Source organism: Pseudomonas sp. BF-RE-25 (assembly GCF_019956105.1).
GTDB classification, from domain to species: domain Bacteria; phylum Pseudomonadota; class Gammaproteobacteria; order Pseudomonadales; family Pseudomonadaceae; genus Aquipseudomonas; species Aquipseudomonas migulae.
This window is the reverse complement of sequence record NZ_JAHBDB010000021.1, coordinates 41,563-59,641: the sequence shown is the minus strand read 5'-3', so window position 1 is coordinate 59,641 and position 18,079 is coordinate 41,563. Positions and strand designations below refer to the sequence as shown.

Annotated in this window: 20 protein-coding genes; 19 read left to right on the top strand and 1 reads right to left on the bottom strand. The window is 58.8% G+C overall.

Translation table 11 applies throughout. From position 1 onward, the window contains the following. Positions 1–12 precede the first annotated feature (12 nt). The 3 genes from secD (at position 13) to KGB24_RS11410 (ending at position 3,489) form a co-directional block, all read left to right on the top strand. A complete protein-coding gene (gene secD, locus KGB24_RS11420) occupies positions 13–1,881 on the top strand; it encodes a protein translocase subunit SecD (protein WP_008025484.1) in 1,869 nt (622 codons plus the stop codon). Between the two features lie 9 nt (positions 1,882–1,890). Next, positions 1,891–2,805 (top strand): protein translocase subunit SecF, encoded by a 915-nt coding sequence (secF, locus tag KGB24_RS11415; protein ID WP_008025485.1) that lies wholly within the window; start codon positions 1,891–1,893, stop codon positions 2,803–2,805. Between the two features lie 132 nt (positions 2,806–2,937). Then, on the top strand, positions 2,938–3,489 hold the full coding sequence (locus KGB24_RS11410) for a glycine zipper 2TM domain-containing protein (RefSeq protein ID WP_008025488.1): 552 nt from the start codon (positions 2,938–2,940) through the stop codon (positions 3,487–3,489). A gap of 242 nt (positions 3,490–3,731) precedes the next feature. Here KGB24_RS11410 and suhB read toward each other — a convergent pair whose 3' ends face one another. Next, positions 3,732–4,550: an inositol-phosphate phosphatase gene (gene suhB / locus KGB24_RS11405; protein ID WP_008014726.1), complete on the bottom strand. Its 819-nt coding sequence runs from the start codon at positions 4,548–4,550 to the stop codon at positions 3,732–3,734. 146 nt (positions 4,551–4,696) lie between these two features. Between suhB and trmJ the strand changes: the two genes are divergently transcribed. From trmJ to hisS, 16 genes are all read left to right on the top strand, one after another. After that, on the top strand, positions 4,697–5,467 hold the full coding sequence (gene trmJ, locus KGB24_RS11400) for a tRNA (cytosine(32)/uridine(32)-2'-O)-methyltransferase TrmJ (RefSeq protein ID WP_008045111.1): 771 nt from the start codon (positions 4,697–4,699) through the stop codon (positions 5,465–5,467). A 2-nt stretch (positions 5,468–5,469) separates the two neighbouring features. Continuing rightward, positions 5,470–6,246 (top strand): serine O-acetyltransferase, encoded by a 777-nt coding sequence (gene cysE, locus KGB24_RS11395; protein WP_008025494.1) that lies wholly within the window; start codon positions 5,470–5,472, stop codon positions 6,244–6,246. Positions 6,247–6,484: 238 nt separating this feature from the next. Beyond that, positions 6,485–6,976 (top strand): Fe-S cluster assembly transcriptional regulator IscR, encoded by a 492-nt coding sequence (iscR, locus tag KGB24_RS11390; protein ID WP_008042436.1) that lies wholly within the window; start codon positions 6,485–6,487, stop codon positions 6,974–6,976. 50 nt (positions 6,977–7,026) lie between these two features. Beyond that, positions 7,027–8,241 (top strand): IscS subfamily cysteine desulfurase, encoded by a 1,215-nt coding sequence (locus KGB24_RS11385; protein WP_008025496.1) that lies wholly within the window; start codon positions 7,027–7,029, stop codon positions 8,239–8,241. Between the two features lie 86 nt (positions 8,242–8,327). Next, a complete protein-coding gene (gene iscU / locus KGB24_RS11380; protein WP_003443374.1) occupies positions 8,328–8,714 on the top strand; it encodes a Fe-S cluster assembly scaffold IscU in 387 nt (128 codons plus the stop codon). A gap of 34 nt (positions 8,715–8,748) precedes the next feature. Further along, positions 8,749–9,072 (top strand): iron-sulfur cluster assembly protein IscA, encoded by a 324-nt coding sequence (gene iscA / locus KGB24_RS11375; RefSeq protein ID WP_003227904.1) that lies wholly within the window; start codon positions 8,749–8,751, stop codon positions 9,070–9,072. 8 nt (positions 9,073–9,080) lie between these two features. Then, positions 9,081–9,602 (top strand): co-chaperone HscB, encoded by a 522-nt coding sequence (hscB, locus tag KGB24_RS11370; protein WP_008025499.1) that lies wholly within the window; start codon positions 9,081–9,083, stop codon positions 9,600–9,602. A gap of 51 nt (positions 9,603–9,653) precedes the next feature. Beyond that, on the top strand, positions 9,654–11,519 hold the full coding sequence (hscA, locus tag KGB24_RS11365) for a Fe-S protein assembly chaperone HscA (protein WP_223415451.1): 1,866 nt from the start codon (positions 9,654–9,656) through the stop codon (positions 11,517–11,519). Next, the gene (gene fdx / locus KGB24_RS11360; RefSeq protein WP_008025503.1) at positions 11,519–11,860 is read left to right on the top strand and encodes an ISC system 2Fe-2S type ferredoxin; all 342 of its coding nucleotides are present in this window, start codon (positions 11,519–11,521) and stop codon (positions 11,858–11,860) included. The genes hscA and fdx overlap by 1 nt, the downstream gene beginning before the upstream one ends. A gap of 14 nt (positions 11,861–11,874) precedes the next feature. Beyond that, positions 11,875–12,075 carry a Fe-S cluster assembly protein IscX gene (gene iscX / locus KGB24_RS11355; RefSeq protein WP_008025505.1) on the top strand — a complete coding sequence of 67 codons (201 nt, stop codon included), beginning with the start codon at positions 11,875–11,877 and terminating at the stop codon, positions 12,073–12,075. Positions 12,076–12,163: 88 nt separating this feature from the next. Beyond that, entirely contained in the window at positions 12,164–12,589 is a 426-nt protein-coding gene (gene ndk / locus KGB24_RS11350; RefSeq protein WP_007916882.1) for a nucleoside-diphosphate kinase, read from the top strand. 28 nt (positions 12,590–12,617) lie between these two features. Then, positions 12,618–13,760, top strand: coding sequence for a 23S rRNA (adenine(2503)-C(2))-methyltransferase RlmN (gene rlmN / locus KGB24_RS11345; RefSeq protein WP_008025507.1), 1,143 nt, complete (start codon positions 12,618–12,620; stop codon positions 13,758–13,760). Between the two features lie 17 nt (positions 13,761–13,777). Beyond that, positions 13,778–14,536, top strand: coding sequence for a type IV pilus biogenesis/stability protein PilW (gene pilW / locus KGB24_RS11340; protein WP_008025510.1), 759 nt, complete (start codon positions 13,778–13,780; stop codon positions 14,534–14,536). Continuing rightward, positions 14,536–15,612: a helix-turn-helix domain-containing protein gene (locus KGB24_RS11335; protein WP_223415450.1), complete on the top strand. Its 1,077-nt coding sequence runs from the start codon at positions 14,536–14,538 to the stop codon at positions 15,610–15,612. Before pilW ends, KGB24_RS11335 begins: the two co-directional genes overlap by 1 nt. A gap of 3 nt (positions 15,613–15,615) precedes the next feature. Next, entirely contained in the window at positions 15,616–16,725 is a 1,110-nt protein-coding gene (ispG, locus tag KGB24_RS11330) for a flavodoxin-dependent (E)-4-hydroxy-3-methylbut-2-enyl-diphosphate synthase (protein ID WP_007903603.1), read from the top strand. A gap of 23 nt (positions 16,726–16,748) precedes the next feature. After that, positions 16,749–18,038 (top strand): histidine--tRNA ligase, encoded by a 1,290-nt coding sequence (gene hisS, locus KGB24_RS11325; protein WP_008042422.1) that lies wholly within the window; start codon positions 16,749–16,751, stop codon positions 18,036–18,038. Positions 18,039–18,079: the final 41 nt, after the last annotated feature.

Here is an 18,079-nt window from a genome sequence, read left to right as displayed (position 1 = left end):
GCGGGCGGCGTGATGCTGAACAAATACCCTCTGTGGAAATACATTCTGATCCTGGCGGTGCTGGCGATCGGTCTGATTTATTCCGCTCCCAATCTATATCCTGATGACCCGGCCATTCAGGTCAGCGGTGCAAGCACTGCGCTGCAGGTCAATCAGGCTGATCTGGATCGAGTGAGCGCTGCGCTCAAGGAATCCGGGATCAACGTCAAGGCGGCCACGCTGGCGACCAACGGCAAGGGCGGTCTGATTCGTCTGGTCAAGGCTGAAGACCAGTTGCCTGCCAAGGACGTCGTGCGCAAGGCATTGGGTGATGACTACGTCGTTGCTCTGAACCTGGCACAAACCACTCCACAATGGCTGCGCAGCCTGGCCGCGCACCCGATGAAGCTGGGTCTGGACTTGTCCGGTGGTGTGCACTTCCTGCTCGAAGTGGACATGGACAAAGCCCTCGACGCACGCTTGAAAGTGTACGAAGGCGATGTAAAGAGCCTGTTGCGTAAAGAGAAACTGCGCTATCGCAGCCTGCCGCAACTGGGCGGTGCCATTCAGCTGGGCTTCTCTGATGAAGCTTCCCGCGAACAGGCCCGTGCACTGATCCGCAAGAACTTCAACGATTTCGACATTGTTCCGGCAGACCTCAATGGTCAGGCGGTGCTGCGTCTGGCGATGACCCCGGCCAAGCTGGCGGAAATCCGCGAATACTCCATCAAGCAGAACTTGACCACGGTACGTAACCGCGTCAACGAGCTGGGTGTTGCCGAACCGATCGTTCAGCGTCAGGGCGCCAACCGCATCGTGGTTGAGCTGCCGGGCGTACAAGACACCGCAGAAGCCAAGCGTATCCTCGGCAAGACGGCCAACCTTGAGTTCCGTCTGGCTGCTGAGCCTGGCGCTTCGAAAGCCACTTCCGAATCCTTCGAGTTCCGTGAGGGCAATCGTCCTCCTGCGCTGATCGAGCGTGGCCTGATCATCACCGGTGACCAGGTCACTGACGCCAAGGCTGGCTTCGGCGAGCACGGCACGCCAGAAGTGAACATCCGTCTGGATGGCCACGGTGGCGAGCTGATGAGCCGCGCAACCCGTTCGAACGTCGGTCGCAGCATGGCGGTGATCTTCATCGAGCAGCGTCCGGTTACCACTTACACCAAGCAAGTGGTCGATGGCGTCGAAAAAGACGTGGCGGTGCAGTCGTTCAAGGAAGAGAAGAAGATCATCAGCCTGGCGACCATTCAGTCGCCGTTGGGTGCTCAGTTCCGCATCACTGGCCTGAACGGCCAGGGCGAATCGTCCGAACTGGCGCTGCTGTTGCGTGCCGGTGGTCTGGCGGCGCCGATGTACTTCGCCGAAGAACGCACCATCGGCCCGAGCCTGGGTGCGGACAACATCACCAAAGGTATCGATGCATCGCTGTGGGGCATGCTGTTCGTCTCGCTGTTCATCATCGCCATCTATCGCTTCTTCGGCATCATCGCCACCGTTGCGCTGGGTGTGAACATGGTGCTGCTGCTGGCCCTGATGTCGCTGCTGGGTGCAACGCTGACCCTGCCGGGTATCGCCGGTATCGTATTGACCATGGGTATGGCGGTCGACGCCAACGTACTGATCTTCTCGCGGATTCGTGAAGAGATCGCTGCGGGCATGACCGTACAACGGGCTATCAACGAAGGTTTCGGTCGCGCATTCACGGCGATTCTCGACGCCAACCTGACCACCTTGCTGGTGGGCGGGATCCTGTTTGCCATGGGTACAGGTCCGGTCAAAGGCTTCGCAGTGACCATGTCCCTCGGGGTTTTGACTTCGATGTTCACGGCCATCATGGTTACCCGCGCGATGGTCAACTTGATCTTCGGCGGTCGTGACTTCAAGAAGTTGTGGATTTAAGGGGCTGCCATGTTACGTACAATCAACTTCATGGGCGTTCGCAACTTCGCGTTCGGCGTCACATTGTTCCTTACTGCGCTGGCCATTTTCAGTGTCTTCCACAAGGGCATGAACTGGGGGCTGGACTTCACCGGCGGTACGCTCATCGAGCTGACCTACGAGCGTCCGGCCGACGTCACCAAGGTGCGTGAGCAGCTGGTTTCGTCCGGTTATCACGAAGCCATCGTGCAGAACTTCGGCGCGACTACCGATCTGCTGGTGCGCATGCCTGGCGAAGACCCGCAGTTGGGTCACCAGGTGGCAGCGGCGTTGCAGAAGGTCGGCGGCGATAACCCGGCGACGGTCAAGCGCGTCGAGTTCGTCGGCCCGCAGGTGGGTGAAGAGCTGCGCGACCAGGGCGGCCTCGGCATGCTGATGGCGCTGGGCGGCATCCTGATCTACCTGGCGTTCCGCTTTCAGTGGAAATTCGCCGTCGGTGCGATCGTTTCCTTGATTCACGACGTGATCGTGACCATCGGTATCCTGTCGTTCTTCCAGATCACCTTCGACCTGACGGTGCTGGCGGCGGTACTGGCGATCATCGGTTACTCGCTCAACGACACCATCGTGGTATTCGACCGGGTTCGTGAGAACTTCCGTGTACTGCGCAAGGCCAGCCTGATCGAGAACATCAACATCTCGACCACGCAAACCCTGCTGCGGACTATCGCGACGTCGGTTTCCACCTTGTTGGCGATTGCGGCACTGCTGTTCTTCGGTGGTGACAACCTCTACGGCTTCTCCCTGGCGCTGCTGGTGGGTGTTCTGGCCGGTACTTATTCGTCGATTTACATCGCCAACGTGGTGTTGATCTGGCTGAATCTGAGTTCCGAAGACCTGATCCCGACGGTGAATACCGAGAAGGAAGTCGACGACCGTCCTTGAGGACTCTCTAGTCCAGAGCAGTTCCCCAGGGATGTAGTCCAAAAAGGCGCGAGTTGAACTCGCGCCTTTTTTTATGCTCCAAGGCTGGGAGAAGCACGGGTTTATCCCGCATGTGATGGTCAGGAGGTTCATGTGAACAAGTCGATGCTGGTTGGTGCTGTACTGGGTGCTGTCGGTGTGACTGCCGGGGGTGCTGTGGCCACCTACAGCCTGGTAAAAAATAACGGCCCCGAGTATGCGCAAGTACTCGCCGTTGAGCCGGTCAAGACGCAAATCAAGACTCCACGTGAAGTATGCAAGGATGTAGCGGTCACCCGGCAAGCGCCGGTGAAAGATCAACACCAGATTGCCGGTACGGTGGTGGGTGCGCTGGCAGGTGGTCTGCTGGGTAACCAGATCGGCGGCGGCACCGGCAAGAAAATTGCCACGGTTGCAGGCGCGGTCGGTGGTGGTTACGCCGGTAACAAGGTTCAGGAGGGCATGCAGGAGCGTGACACCTACACCACGACGCAAACTCGCTGTAACACGGTGAATGACATCAGCGACAAGGTTGTGGGTTACGACGTTCGTTATTCGCTGGACGGCAAGGAAGGCAAGGTGCGGATGGATCGTGATCCGGGCAACCAGATTCCGGTGGATAAGGAAGGTAAGTTGATCCTGACGCAGAATGAACAGGCGCATTGATGAGCTGATTGTCAGCCGCTGAAAAAGAAGCACCCTTCGGGGTGCTTTTTTTGTACCCAAAATTCACGCAACCCCCTGTAGGAGCCGGCTTGCTGGCGATTGCGGTCGGTCATTCAACATTGATGTCGACTGTTGCACCGCAATCGCCAGCAAGCCGGCTCCTACAGGGGGTGGTGTTGTCAGGGACAAATTCCAGGCATAAAAAAGCACCCCGCAGGGTGCTTTTTTCTGTCGCTGGAAGCTTAGCGCTTCAGCGAGGCCGGCAGGTGCGGCTGGATCGCCGTCAGTACTGCCTTGAAGCACTTGGTGTTACCGGCAACGATGTGGCCTTTCTCAAGGAAATCGTGACCGCCGGTGAAGTCGCTCACCAAACCGCCAGCTTCCTGGATCAGCAGGGCGCCTGCAGCCATGTCCCACTCGGACAGGCCCGACTCCCAGAATGCGTCGAAACGGCCGGCAGCCACGTAGGCCAGGTCCAGGCTCGCCGAGCCAGCGCGGCGGATGCCGGCGGTCTGGCCAACCAGGGCGCGGAACATGCCCAGGTAGTTGTCGAGGTTGTCCATCTGGTCGTCACGGAACGGGAAGCCGGTACCCAGCAGGGCGCCGTCCAGGCTGGTGCGGCCGCTGACGCGCAGGCGACGACCGTTCAGTTGAGCGCCGCGACCACGGCTGGCGGTGAATTCTTCCTGGCGAACCGGGTCCAGAACAACAGCGTGTTCCAGGCGGCCGCGGTATTTGCAGGCGATGCTGACAGCGAAGTGAGGAATGCCGCGCAGGAAGTTGGTGGTGCCGTCCAGCGGATCGATGATCCACAGGTATTCTTCGCCTTCGATCCCGGTGCCGGCGTGCATGCCGGTTTCTTCACCCATGATCGAGTGGTTCGGGTAAGCCTTGCGCAGCGCGTCGATGATTTTCTGTTCAGCGGCGCGATCCACCTCGGATACGTAATCCTTGGCGTCTTTTTCGTCGACCTTGATGGTATCCAGGCGCTCGATGGAGCGGAAGATCAATTCACTGGCGCTGCGGGCGGCGCGCAGCGCGATATTCAGCATGGGCTGCATGGATGTGTCACCTAAGGTTGTTAAAGAAAGCCGGGCATTCTATCAGAACTTTTCTACAGGTGAAGGTCAGTGTTCGCTTTCATAGCTTAACGGTAGGTTGAGCTGTAAGATTCTGCTCCCCATTAAAGTGTTCGAGAGCGCCTCCCTTGCTGCATAACATTCGTGTCGTCCTGGTCAATACCAGCCACCCCGGCAATATCGGCGGGGCTGCGCGTGCCATGAAGAACATGGGCCTGTCGCGGCTGGTGCTGGTCGAACCACGGTTGTTCCCGCACCACGAGGCTGATGCCCGTGCATCTGGCGCCGGGGACATCCTTGAAAACGCGCAAGTCGTCGCCACTTTGGAAGATGCCTTGGTCGGCTGCAATCTGGTGCTTGGCACCAGCGCCCGTGACCGGCGCATTCCCTGGCCGCTGCTCGATCCCCGCGAATGCGGGACGAAAGTGGTCGAGGAAGCCGGGCAGGGCGCTGAAATCGCCTTGGTATTTGGTCGTGAAGATTCCGGCCTGACCAATGAAGAGCTGCAGCGATGTCATTATCACGTGCACATCCCATCAGACCCTGAGTTCAGTTCGCTGAACCTTGGGGCGGCGGTGCAGGTGTTGAGCTATGAAGTGCGCATGTCCTGGCTCGCGGCCCAAGGCCAGCCGAGCAAGGTCGAGAAGGAAGAAGTGGCCTCGGTCAAAAGCGCTGAGCTGGCGACCATGGATGAGCTGGAGCGATTCTATGAACACCTGGAGCAAACCCTGGTGGCCATCGAATTCCTCGATCCTGAAAAGCCACGGCACTTGATGGCGCGCCTGCGTCGGTTGTACGGACGGAGCTCGGTCAGCCGGGCGGAAATGAATATATTGCGTGGCATCCTCACGGAAACCCAGAAAGCGGCCCGTGGTGAGCTTCTAAAGCGGAAGGATTAATGATGTTCGAGCGTTTGCGTGAAGATATCCAGAGTGTTTTCCATCGTGACCCGGCGGCGCGTAACGCTTTTGAAGTCCTGACTTGCTACCCGGGCATGCACGCCATCTGGATCCATCGGTTGTCGGCAGCCTTGTGGCGCGCCGAGCTGAAATGGCTGGCGCGGCTGGTGTCGAACTTCGGTCGCTGGTTGACCGGGATCGAGATCCATCCGGGTGCCAAGGTCGGTCGTCGGTTCTTCATTGACCATGGCATGGGCATTGTCATCGGTGAAACCGCCGAGATCGGCAACGACGTCACCCTTTATCAGGGTGTGACGCTGGGCGGCACCAGCTGGAATAAAGGCAAGCGTCACCCGACACTGGAAGACGGTGTGGTGGTGGGGGCTGGTGCCAAGGTGCTCGGCCCGTTCACCGTAGGTGCGGGGGCCAAGGTCGGTTCCAATGCCGTGGTGACCAAGGCTGTGCCGCCCGGTGCGACAGTGGTCGGCATTCCAGGGCGGATCATCGTCAAATCCGATGAAGAGCAGGACGCCAAGCGCAAGGCCATGGCCGAGAAGATCGGTTTCGATGCCTACGGTGTTGGCGAAGACATGCCGGACCCGGTGGCGCGCGCCATTAACCAATTGCTTGATCACCTGCAGGCTGTTGATGGTCGTCTGGAGGGGATGTGCGGGGCGTTGAAGGATCTGGGCAGTAATTACTGTGCGAAAGATCTGCCTGAGCTGCGCGAAGAAGACTTTGCGTGTGTGAAGGACAAGGATCAGAGCCAGGCCAGCTAGACCGAGTCGATAGCATCGCGAGCAGGCTCACTCCTACATTTGAAATGCGTTTCCCTGTAGGAGTGAGCCTGCTCGCGATGAACGATGACTCGGTATTACTGGCTGTAACCGCCCAGCCTTTGTTATGATGCGGCCGCTCTTTTGCGGGTAAACCTGACTAAAGTACTAGGTCTTATAGTTGACTTAAATACTCGGGAATTGCATACTCGCCCCATTCCGAACTCCGTGGTAATTGTCCATGCGACTGACTACAAAAGGCCGATACGCCGTGACCGCCATGCTTGATCTGGCGTTGCATGCGCAGCACGGGCCCGTGTCCCTGGCCGATATCTCCGAGCGCCAAGGCATCTCCCTGTCCTACCTCGAACAGCTTTTCGCCAAATTGCGCCGCAGCAATCTGGTGTCCAGCGTCCGTGGTCCGGGCGGCGGTTACCAGCTGTCCCGCGACATGCAGGGCATCCAGGTCGCCCAGGTGATCGATGCGGTAAACGAATCGGTCGATGCCACCAAGTGCCAGGGGCAGGGCGATTGCCATCAAGGCGACACCTGTCTGACCCACCACCTGTGGTGTGACCTGAGCCTGCAGATCCACGAATTTCTGAGCGGTATCAGCTTGGCTGATCTTGTTACTCGCCGTGAGGTACAAGAAGTAGCCCAGCGTCAGGACCAGCGTCGTTGCAACAGCAAGACGCCACGCCTGGACAAGATTGAAGCGTCCGCCGTCGAATGACAGCCAAAGAGCTAGCGGCACGCCAGCCAGCCTGATTTAGGAGATAGTCCATGAAATTGCCGATTTACCTTGATTACTCTGCGACCACCCCGGTTGATCCGCGTGTTGCGCAAAAGATGAGTGAATGCCTGCTGGTCGACGGAAACTTCGGTAACCCGGCGTCCCGTTCCCACGTGTTCGGCTGGAAAGCTGAAGAGTCCGTCGAAAACGCCCGTCGTCAGGTCGCAGACCTGGTCAACGCCGACCCGCGTGAAATCGTCTGGACCTCCGGTGCCACCGAGTCCGACAACCTGGCAATCAAGGGTGCGGCGCATTTCTATGCGACCAAGGGCAAACACCTGATCACCACCAAGATTGAGCACAAGGCTGTCCTCGACACCATGCGCCAACTGGAGCGTGAAGGCTTCGAAGTGACCTACATCGAGCCTCGCACTGACGGTCTGGTTACACCAGAAATGATCGAAGCTGAACTGCGTGACGACACCATCCTGGTTTCGGTCATGCACGTGAACAACGAAATCGGCACCATCAACGACATCGCGGCCATCGGCGAACTGACCCGCTCCAAAGGGATCCTGTTCCACGTCGACGCCGCTCAGTCCACCGGCAAGGTCGAGATCGACCTGCAGAAGCTGAAAGTTGACATGATGTCGTTCTCCGCCCACAAAACCTACGGCCCTAAAGGCATTGGCGCGCTGTACGTCAGCCGCAAGCCGCGTGTGCGCATCGAAGCGACCATGCACGGCGGCGGTCACGAGCGCGGCATGCGTTCCGGCACCCTGGCGACCCACCAGATCGTCGGCATGGGTGAAGCGTTCCGCGTAGCCAAGGAAGACATGGCTGCCGAGAACGTGCGCATCAAAGCCTTGAGCGACCGTTTCTTCAAGCAGGTCGAAGACCTGGAAGAGCTGTACGTCAACGGCAGCATGACCGCCCGCGTTCCGCACAACCTGAACCTGAGCTTCAACTATGTTGAAGGCGAGTCGCTGATCATGGCGCTCAAGGATCTGGCGGTTTCGTCCGGTTCGGCTTGCACCTCGGCTTCGCTGGAGCCTTCGTACGTACTGCGCGCCCTGGGCCGCAACGACGAACTGGCACACAGCTCGATCCGTTTCACCTTCGGTCGTTTCACCACCGAAGAAGAAATCGACTACGCCGCGCAGAAAGTCTGCGAGGCCGTTACCAAGCTGCGCGCTTTGTCGCCGCTGTGGGACATGTACAAAGACGGTGTCGACATTTCGAAAATCGAGTGGGCGGCACACTGATTTCAAGTCGCCGCAAACCAGGCCCTGTAAACTTAAAGTAGGCAGGGCTTCAAGAGCGACTCTCTGATGAGTGAGGATTAAGAATCATGGCTTACAGCGAAAAGGTCATCGACCACTACGAAAACCCGCGTAACGTCGGCAAGATGGACGCGGAAGACCCGGATGTCGGCACCGGCATGGTCGGCGCTCCGGCGTGCGGCGACGTGATGCGCCTGCAAATCAAGGTCAACGAGCAAGGCATCATCGAAGACGCCAAGTTCAAGACCTACGGTTGCGGTTCGGCTATCGCCTCCAGCTCCCTGGCGACCGAGTGGATGAAAGGCAAGACTCTGGATGAAGCAGAGACCATCAAAAACACTCAACTGGCCGAAGAACTGGCTCTGCCGCCGGTGAAAATTCACTGCTCCGTACTCGCTGAAGACGCTATCAAAGCGGCCGTTCGCGACTACAAGCAGAAGAAAGGCTTGATCTGATTTTCAAGATTTTGCGACGAGTAAGGAGTCACCGATGGCTATCAGCATGACAGAAGCGGCTGCTCGACACGTGCGACGCTCCCTCGACGGGCGCGGCAAAGGTGAAGGGATTCGTCTGGGTGTTCGCACCACGGGCTGTTCCGGCCTTGCCTACGTGCTGGAGTTTGTCGACGAGGTGGTTGCCGAGGATCAGGTGTTCGAAAGTCACGGCGAGAAAGTGATCATCGACCCGAAAAGCCTGGCCTACCTGGACGGCACCGAGCTCGATTTCGTCAAGGAAGGGTTGAACGAAGGCTTCAAGTTCAACAACCCCAACGTACGCGGTGAATGTGGCTGCGGCGAAAGCTTCAACATCTGAGGCTTCTTGTGGGTACTCCTTGTCATTTCGCTTTATTTGAGCTGCAACCGAGTTTCAATCTGGACCTCGACCAGCTGGCTACGCGCTACCGTGAGTTGGCGCGCAGTGTTCATCCAGACCGTTTTGCGGACGCTTCCGAGCGCGAGCAACGGCTGGCGCTAGAGCAATCCGCGAGCCTCAACGAGGCCTACCAGACGCTCAAAAGTCCCCCGAAGCGCGCGCGATACCTGCTCGCTCTGAATGGTGGCGAGCTGCCGCTGGAGGTCACGGTGCATGATCCGGAGTTTCTTCTGCAACAGATGGAGTTGCGCGAAGAGCTCGAAGACCTGCAGGACAGCGCCGACCTGAATGGCGTTGCCGTCTTCAAGCGTCGTTTGAAAGTTGCTCAGGAAAAACTGAACGACAGTTTCGCAGCCTGTTGGAATGATGCAGCGCAACGTGAACAGGCCGAACGCCTGATGCGGCGCATGCAGTTCCTCGACAAGCTCACCTACGAAGTGCGCCAGTTAGAAGAGCGCCTCGACGATTAACCCAGTGCCGCTCCGGTCGCACGCCTGATATACAGATAAGTCCTGATCACGATGGCCCTACTGCAGATCGCCGAACCCGGCCAAAGTCCTCAACCGCACCAGCGTCGTCTGGCTGTGGGGATCGACTTGGGCACTACCAATTCGCTGGTCGCTGCATTGCGCAGTGGTCTTTCCGAGCCTCTGGCCGACGCTGACGGGCAGGTCATCCTGCCGTCCGCCGTGCGTTACCACGCCGATCGCGTCGAAGTGGGCGAGTCGGCCAAGCTGGCTGCCGCTACCGATCCGTTGAACACCGTGCTGTCGGTCAAGCGCTTGATGGGTCGTGGTCTGTCCGACGTCAAGCAATTGGGCGAGCAACTGCCGTACCGCTTTGTCGGCGGCGAGTCGCACATGCCGTTCATCGAAACCATTCAGGGGCCGAAAAGCCCGGTCGAAGTCTCTGCCGATATCCTCAAGGTATTGCGTCAGCGCGCTGAAGCGACATTGGGTGGTGAACTGGTGGGTGCGGTGATCACCGTTCCGGCCTATTTCGACGATGCTCAGCGTCAAGCCACCAAGGACGCGGCCAAACTGGCCGGCCTGAACGTGCTGCGTTTGCTCAATGAGCCGACCGCCGCTGCCGTGGCTTACGGTCTGGATCAACATGCTGAAGGCCTGGTCGCGATTTATGACCTGGGCGGCGGCACCTTCGATATTTCGATTCTGCGCCTGACCGGCGGTGTGTTCGAAGTGCTGGCCACCGGCGGCGACAGCGCCCTGGGTGGCGATGACTTCGACCATGCGATTGCCGGCTGGATCATCGAGAGCGCCGGTTTGTCCGCTGATCTCGATCCGGGTGCGCAACGTAACCTGCTGCAAACTGCCTGCGCGGCCAAGGAAACGCTGACCAATGTTGCGGCCGTTGAAGTCGCTTATGGCGACTGGAAAGCCGAGCTGACTCGCGAAGCTTTCAATGCGCTGATCGAGCCGATGGTTGCTCGCAGCCTGAAAGCCTGCCGTCGCGCGGTGCGTGATTCCGGCGTCGAGCTGGAAGACGTGCACGCGGTGGTCATGGTTGGCGGTTCGACGCGTGTGCCTCGCGTTCGCGAAGCCGTCGCCGAAGCCTTCGGTCGCCAGCCGCTGACTGAAATCGACCCGGATCAAGTGGTGGCCATCGGTGCCGCGATCCAGGCCGATACGCTGGCCGGCAACAAGCGCGATGGCGGCGAACTGCTGTTGCTCGACGTGATTCCGTTGTCCCTGGGGCTGGAAACCATGGGCGGCTTGATGGAGAAGGTGATTCCGCGCAACACCACCATTCCCGTCGCTCGTGCCCAGGATTTCACCACGTACAAAGATGGCCAGTCGGCCATGGCGATCCACGTGTTGCAGGGTGAGCGCGAGCTGATCAGTGACTGCCGCTCCCTGGCACGCTTCGAGTTGCGCGGCATTCCGGCGATGGTTGCGGGTGCAGCGAAGATCCGCGTGACCTTCCAGGTCGACGCCGACGGTCTGCTCAGCGTCTCGGCTCGTGAGTTGGGTTCGGGAGTTGAAGCAAGCATTCAGGTCAAGCCGTCCTACGGCCTGACCGACGGCGAAATCGCCAAGATGCTCAAGGATTCGTTCCAGCACGCCAACGACGACAAGGTCGCCCGTGTGCTGCGTGAGCAGCAGGTCGATGCCCAGCGTCTGATCGAAGCGGTGCAAGCCGCTCTCGAAGCCGACGGCGAGCGTTTGCTCGACGCCGAGGAGCGCATGGTCATCGAATTGCAGATGCAGGAACTGACCGAACTGATGAAAGGTACAGATGGTTACGCCATCGAGCAGCAGACCAAGCGTCTGTCGCAAGTTACCGACGCCTTTGCTGCCCGCCGCCTGGACTCGACGGTGAAAGCCGCGCTGGCGGGGCGCAATCTGAATGAAATCGAGGATAACTGATGCCGCAGGTCATTTTTCTGCCACACGAGAAGTTTTGCCCGGAAGGCATGGTGGTCGAGGCTGAGCCCGGTACATCGATTCTCGAACTGGCCCATGAGCACCACATCGAGATGGAAAGTGCCTGTGGCGGCGTTTGCGCCTGTACCACTTGTCACTGCATCGTTCGAGAAGGGTTTGATTCGCTGGAAGAGGCGGACGAACTGGAAGAAGATTTCCTCGATCGTGCCTGGGGTCTGGAAGCTCAATCGCGTCTGGCCTGCCAGGCGATCGTCGGGACTGAAGACCTGACCATCGAGATTCCGAAGTATTCGCTCAACCACGCCGCCGAAGCGCCGCACTGATTCAAGGAACTGTCATGAGTCTCAAGTGGACTGATGTGCTGGAAATCGCAATCCAGCTGGCTGAAAGCAAGCCCGATGTTGACCCTTTGTCGGTCAACTTCGTCGATCTGCGCAAGTGGGTGATGGAATTGCCCGAGTTCGACGACCTGCCTGAGCATTGTGGCGAAAAGATCCTCGAGGCCATTCAGGCCCACTGGATCGAAGAACGCGACTGAGCCACGCTGCAGGTTAGGCAATACCCAAGAACCCGCGTATAATTCGCGGGTTTAATTTTTCACAAATTACCGTTTCTGGAGTTACACCATGGCTGTTCAACGTACTTTCTCCATCATCAAGCCTGACGCTGTTGCAAAAAACGTTATCGGCGAGATCACCACTCGTTTCGAAAAAGCTGGCCTGCGCGTTGTAGCTTCGAAACTGAAGCAACTGTCCAAAGCCGAAGCTGAAGGCTTCTACGCTGAGCACAGCGCTCGTGGTTTCTTCGGCGACCTGGTTGCTTTCATGATCTCCGGTCCTGTTGTTGTTCAGGTTCTGGAAGGCGAAAACGCTATCGCTCTGAACCGTGAGCTGATGGGCGCTACCAACCCTAAAGAAGCTGCTGCCGGCACCATCCGTGCTGACTTCGCTGATTCCATCGACGCCAACGCTGTACACGGTTCGGACTCCGAAGCCGCTGCTGCTCGCGAAATCTCGTACTTCTTCGCAGCTACTGAAGTAACCACTCGCTAAGCATTGGCTTAAGAGTGAAGGTGAATCCATGACTACATCGACTGTAAAAACCAACCTGCTGGGTCTGACTCAACAGGAAATGGAAAAATTCTTCGACTCAATCGGGGAGAAGCGTTTCCGTGCCGGTCAGGTAATGAAATGGATTCACCACCTTGGCGTCGATGATTTCGACGCCATGACGAACGTCAGCAAGGCCCTGCGCGACAAGCTCAAGGCCATTGCCGAAGTTCGCGGTCCTGAAGTCGTCAGCGAGGACATTTCCACCGACGGCACCCGTAAATGGGTGGTGCGCGTGGCGTCCGGCAGCTGCGTCGAGACCGTTTACATTCCCCAGGGCAAACGCGGCACTCTGTGCGTTTCGTCCCAGGCAGGCTGTGCCCTGGATTGCAGTTTCTGCTCCACCGGCAAGCAAGGTTTCAACAGCAACCTCACCGCCGCCGAAGTCATCGGCCAGGTGTGGATTGCCAATAAATCGTTCGGCAGCATCCCGGCGACCGCCGACCGTGCCATCACCAACGTGGTGATGATGGGCATGGGCGAGCCGCTGCTGAACTTCGACAACGTCGTTGCGGCCATGCATCTGATGATGGACGACCTGGGTTACGGCATTTCCAAGCGCCGTGTGACCCTGTCGACCTCCGGCGTGGTGCCGATGATCGATGAGCTGTCCAAGCACATCGACGTCTCCCTGGCGTTGTCCCTGCACGCACCGAATGACGCATTGCGTAACCAATTGGTGCCGATCAACAAGAAATATCCGCTTAAGATGCTGCTCGAGTCGTGCCAGCGCTACATGTCGTCCCTGGGCGAAAAACGCGTGCTGACCATCGAGTACACCTTGCTCAAGGACATCAACGACAAGGTTGAACATGCCGTTGAGATGATCGAGCTGCTCAAGAACATCCCGTGCAAGATCAACCTGATTCCGTTCAACCCGTTCCCGCATTCCGGTTACGAGCGTCCGAGCAACAATGCGATTCGTCGTTTCCAGGATCAGCTTCACCATGCAGGTTTCAATGTCACCGTGCGCACCACTCGCGGTGAAGACATCGATGCCGCGTGTGGCCAATTGGTAGGGCAGGTGCTGGATCGCACCCGTCGCAGTGAACGTTATATCGCCGTGCGCGAGTTGAGCGCCGACAACGATATGGCTTCGAACGCTGCGAAATAATTCAAGAGAGGATCTCTATGTCCCTGCGCTTTGCGCTGCTTTTGCTGTTGGCCAGTCTTTGTACTGGCTGCGTCCTGTCGGGCGATTTCAATCCGATGAAGACCAGCAAGGGCCGCGATGAAGCGCGAGTTGCATACGTGCAACTGGGCTTGGGCTATTTGCAGCAGGGCATGACCGAACGCGCCAAGGTCCCGCTGAAAAAGGCCTTGGAGCTGGACGGTTCGGATCCTGACGCCAATGCAGCATTGGGTCTGGTGTTTCAGGCCGAGATGGAGCCGGAGCTGGCGGATGAGCACTTTCGCAAGGCGCTTTCTTCCCGCCCGAACGATGCCCGTATCCTGAATAATTACGGCAGTTTTCTTTTCGAACAGAAACGTTACAAAGAGGCTTACGAGCGCTTCGAGCAAGCCGCTGCCGATACCCTGTATCCTGAGCGTTCGCGAGTGTTCGAGAACCTGGGCATGACCGCTTCCAGGCTTGGCCAGCGTGATCTGGCCCAGCAGCAGTTGGAAAAAGCTTTGCGTTTGAACCGTCAGCAACCCCGTGCATTGCTGGAAATGGCTGAGTTGTCTTACGAAGACAGGCATTATGTGCCCGCGCGTGACTATTACGACCGTTTTAGCCTGCTCACCGAGCAAAATGCACGTAGTCTATTGCTCGGCGTTCGGCTGGCAAAAGTGTTCGAAGATCGCGACAAGGCAGCCAGTTATGGCCTGCAACTAAAACGACTCTATCCCGGTACGCCGGAATATCAGCAATACCTGTCGGAGCAATGATGAAAGCGGCGCATCCCGAAGTTGTAGCAGCGAATCGCGTTAACCCCGGTGAAACTTTGCGCCAGGCCCGCGAAAGCAATGGCTGGTCGCTGGCCGAAGTGGCCCTCAAGCTCAACCTCACCGTTAATTCCCTGAGTAATCTGGAAGCCGGCGCATTCGACAAGCTCCCGGGGCATACCTTTGCCCGCGGTTATATTCGCGCCTACGCCAAATTGCTCGGCATGGACCAGGCCGTTCTGGTTCAGCAATTCGACCAGTCCACCGGTACCGACTCCCAGGGCGCCAACGTCCACAGCCTGGGTCGCATCGAAGAGCCGGTTCGGGTTTCCCACACTATTTTGCGAATCGTCAGCCTGCTGCTGCTGATCGCGGTGATCGGCGGCGGTTTCATCTGGTGGCAGGATCAAACCTCACTGCGCACCAAGGACCTGATCAGCCTGAGCCCGGAGCACGTTGAAGTCGAAGGCGCCGACGGCACCACCCAGATCCATCCGCTGGACGAGCCGGAAGACCAGGCTGTCGCGGAAGGTCAGGCTGAAAGTTCGACCGCGCTCGTATTGCCGCAAGCCGAGACTTCGACTGAAGCGCCGGCTGAAGCTGAACCCGCTGTGCCTGTGGTCGCACCGGCTGCCCCGGCGCCAGTTGCACCGACACATAACACCGCACCGGCCGCGCCGGTTGCTCCGGCACCCGTCGCCCCGGCGCACAGCACCGCGCCAGTTGTCGCGCCTGCGGCCCCGACGGCTCCGGTTGTGTCGACCCCGCCTGCAACCGCCTCGGTGACGCCGACCATTCCTGCTCCGGCAGCGGCTGCTCCGGCTGCTCCGGTTGCCGGCCAAGGCCAGGTTCAACTGCAATTCACCGCTGATTGCTGGACACAAGTCACCGACGGCACTGGCAAAGTGCTGCTGAGTGGTCTCAAGCGCAAAGGCGAAACCGTTTCCCTCAGTGGTAAGCCGCCGTTTGCCGTGCGTCTGGGCTTCGCCCGTGGCGCGCAGGTCAGCTACAACGGTCAGGTGGTTGATGTCGCTCCATTCACCAGTGGCGAGACTGCTCGCCTGAAGTTGGGTCAATAAGTCATGCACGGCGAATCTCCAATCAAGCGTCGCGAATCCCGGAAAATCTGGGTCGGTAACGTGCCTGTTGGCGGCGATGCGCCCATCGCTGTGCAGAGCATGACCAACAGCGACACCAATGACGTCGCCGCCACCGTTGCCCAGATCAATCGTCTGGAAGCCGCTGGCGTCGATATCGTGCGGGTTTCCGTACCGGACATGGACGCCGCCGAAGCCTTCGGCAAGATCAAGCAACTGGTCAAAGTGCCGTTGGTGGCCGACATCCACTTCGACTACAAGATCGCTTTGCGCGTAGCCGAACTGGGCGTTGATTGCCTGCGGATCAACCCGGGCAACATCGGTCGTGAAGACCGCGTGCGTGCGGTGGTCGATGCCGCCCGTGATCGCGGGATTCCGATCCGCATCGGCGTCAACGCCGGTTCCCTGGAAAAAGACCTGCAAAAGAAATACGGCGAGCCGACCCCGGCTGCGCTGGTCGAATCTGCCCTGCGTCACGTCGAGCACCTTGAGCGCCTGAACTTCCAGGACTTCAAGGTCAGCGTGAAAGCCTCCGACGTGTTCATGGCCGTCGCTGCTTATCGCTTGCTGGCCAAGGAAATCGTCCAGCCGCTGCACTTGGGCATCACCGAAGCCGGTGGTTTGCGTTCAGGCACAGTGAAATCCGCCGTGGGCCTCGGTATGCTGCTCGCCGAAGGGATTGGCGATACTATCCGCATCTCGTTGGCGGCCGACCCGGTCGAGGAAGTGAAAGTCGGCTACGACATTCTCAAATCCCTGCACCTGCGTTCTCGTGGCATCAACTTCATCGCCTGCCCGAGCTGCTCGCGGCAGAACTTCGATGTGGTCAAGACCATGAACGAACTGGAAGGGCGCCTCGAAGATCTGCTGGTGCCGCTGGATGTCGCGGTCATCGGTTGCGTGGTCAACGGGCCGGGCGAAGCCAAGGAAGCCCATATCGGCTTGACCGGCGGCACGCCAAACCTGATTTACATCGACGGCAAGCCGTCGCAGAAACTGACGAATGACAATCTGGTGGATGAGCTTGAACGCTTGATCCGCCAGAAAGCGGCCGAGAAGGTCGAAGCTGACGCAGCTGTAATCGCTCGCGGCTGATCGAACGAATTTAAGGATTTAAAGTGAGCAAGTCTCTGCAAGCCATTCGTGGCATGAACGACATCCTGCCCGAACAGACTCCCCTGTGGCGTCATTTCGAGGGCACCGTTTCGCGTCTGCTGGATAACTACGGTTACAAGCAGATCCGCATGCCGATTGTCGAGTTCACCGAGCTGTTCAAGCGCTCGATCGGTGAAGTGACCGACATCGTCGAAAAAGAGATGTACACCTTCGAAGACCGTAACGGTGATTCGCTGACCCTGCGCCCTGAAGGCACGGCGGCCTGCGTGCGTGCGGTGCTCGAGCACGGCATCACTGGCGGCGGCCAGGTGCAGAAACTCTGGTACATCGGCCCGATGTTCCGCCACGAACGTCCGCAGAAAGGCCGTTATCGCCAGTTCCACCAGATCGGTGTCGAAGTGTTCAACCTCGACGGTCCGGACATCGACGCCGAGCTGATCGTGCTGACCTGGCGCCTGTGGGGCGAGCTGGGCATCCGTGATGCGGTCAAGCTCGAGCTCAACAGCCTGGGCACCAGCGAATCCCGTGGTCGTTATCGCGAAGCGCTGGTCGAGTTCCTGTCCGCTCACCTGGACAAGCTCGACGAAGACAGCCAGCGTCGTCTGAAGACCAACCCGTTGCGCGTTCTGGACACCAAGAACGCCGACACTCAAGCGATCCTGGTCGACGCGCCGAAAATGGCCGACTACCTCGACGACGAATCCCGCGTGCACTTCGAGGGCCTCAAGGCTCGCCTGGACGCCGCCGGTATTCCTTACGTGATCAACCCGAAGCTGGTACGCGGGCTGGATTACTACAGCAAGACGGTTTTCGAGTGGGTCACCGACAAGTTGGGCGCTCAAGGCACCGTGTGTGCCGGCGGCCGCTACGACGGTCTGGTGGAGCAGATGGGCGGCAAGCCGACCCCGGGCGTTGGTTTCGCCATGGGCATCGAGCGCCTGGTGCTGCTGCTTGAAACCCTGGAGCAGATCCCGGAAGAGATCTCCCGTCAGGTCGACGTCTATCTCTGCGCATTCGGCGAGGCTGCCGAACTGGCGGCCCTGACGTTGAGCGAGAAGGTGCGCGATCAGTTGCCTAACCTGCGTCTGCAGATCAATGCCGGCGCCGGCAGCTTCAAAAGTCAATTCAAGAAGGCCGACAAGAGCGGTGCGCTGTACGCGCTGATCCTCGGTGACGACGAAATGGCCCAGCAAGTGGTAGGTTTCAAACCCCTGCGTGGCCAGGGCGAACAACAAAGCATTGCCTGGGATGCGCTTGCTGCACACCTGGCCACCTGCGTCGTGCAGGGTTGAAGCTGTCATAAACAGCCGATTTAGCGATTAAGGAGTATTGG

Bases quoted from the DNA above. Each gene is read 5' to 3' on its own strand.
- secD (WP_008025484.1), top strand. From the start codon at position 13: ATGCTGAACAAATACCCTCTGTGGAAATACATTCTGATCCTGGCGGTG.
- secF (WP_008025485.1), top strand. From the start codon at position 1,891: ATGTTACGTACAATCAACTTCATGGGCGTTCGCAACTTCGCGTTCGGC.
- suhB (WP_008014726.1), bottom strand. From the start codon at position 4,550: ATGCAGCCCATGCTGAATATCGCGCTGCGCGCCGCCCGCAGCGCCAGT.
- cysE (WP_008025494.1), top strand. From the start codon at position 5,470: ATGTTCGAGCGTTTGCGTGAAGATATCCAGAGTGTTTTCCATCGTGAC.
- iscR (WP_008042436.1), top strand. From the start codon at position 6,485: ATGCGACTGACTACAAAAGGCCGATACGCCGTGACCGCCATGCTTGAT.
- KGB24_RS11385 (WP_008025496.1), top strand. From the start codon at position 7,027: ATGAAATTGCCGATTTACCTTGATTACTCTGCGACCACCCCGGTTGAT.
- iscU (WP_003443374.1), top strand. From the start codon at position 8,328: ATGGCTTACAGCGAAAAGGTCATCGACCACTACGAAAACCCGCGTAAC.
- iscA (WP_003227904.1), top strand. From the start codon at position 8,749: ATGGCTATCAGCATGACAGAAGCGGCTGCTCGACACGTGCGACGCTCC.
- hscA (WP_223415451.1), top strand. From the start codon at position 9,654: ATGGCCCTACTGCAGATCGCCGAACCCGGCCAAAGTCCTCAACCGCAC.
- fdx (WP_008025503.1), top strand. From the start codon at position 11,519: ATGCCGCAGGTCATTTTTCTGCCACACGAGAAGTTTTGCCCGGAAGGC.
- iscX (WP_008025505.1), top strand. From the start codon at position 11,875: ATGAGTCTCAAGTGGACTGATGTGCTGGAAATCGCAATCCAGCTGGCT.
- ndk (WP_007916882.1), top strand. From the start codon at position 12,164: ATGGCTGTTCAACGTACTTTCTCCATCATCAAGCCTGACGCTGTTGCA.
- rlmN (WP_008025507.1), top strand. From the start codon at position 12,618: ATGACTACATCGACTGTAAAAACCAACCTGCTGGGTCTGACTCAACAG.
- pilW (WP_008025510.1), top strand. From the start codon at position 13,778: ATGTCCCTGCGCTTTGCGCTGCTTTTGCTGTTGGCCAGTCTTTGTACT.
- KGB24_RS11335 (WP_223415450.1), top strand. From the start codon at position 14,536: ATGAAAGCGGCGCATCCCGAAGTTGTAGCAGCGAATCGCGTTAACCCC.
- ispG (WP_007903603.1), top strand. From the start codon at position 15,616: ATGCACGGCGAATCTCCAATCAAGCGTCGCGAATCCCGGAAAATCTGG.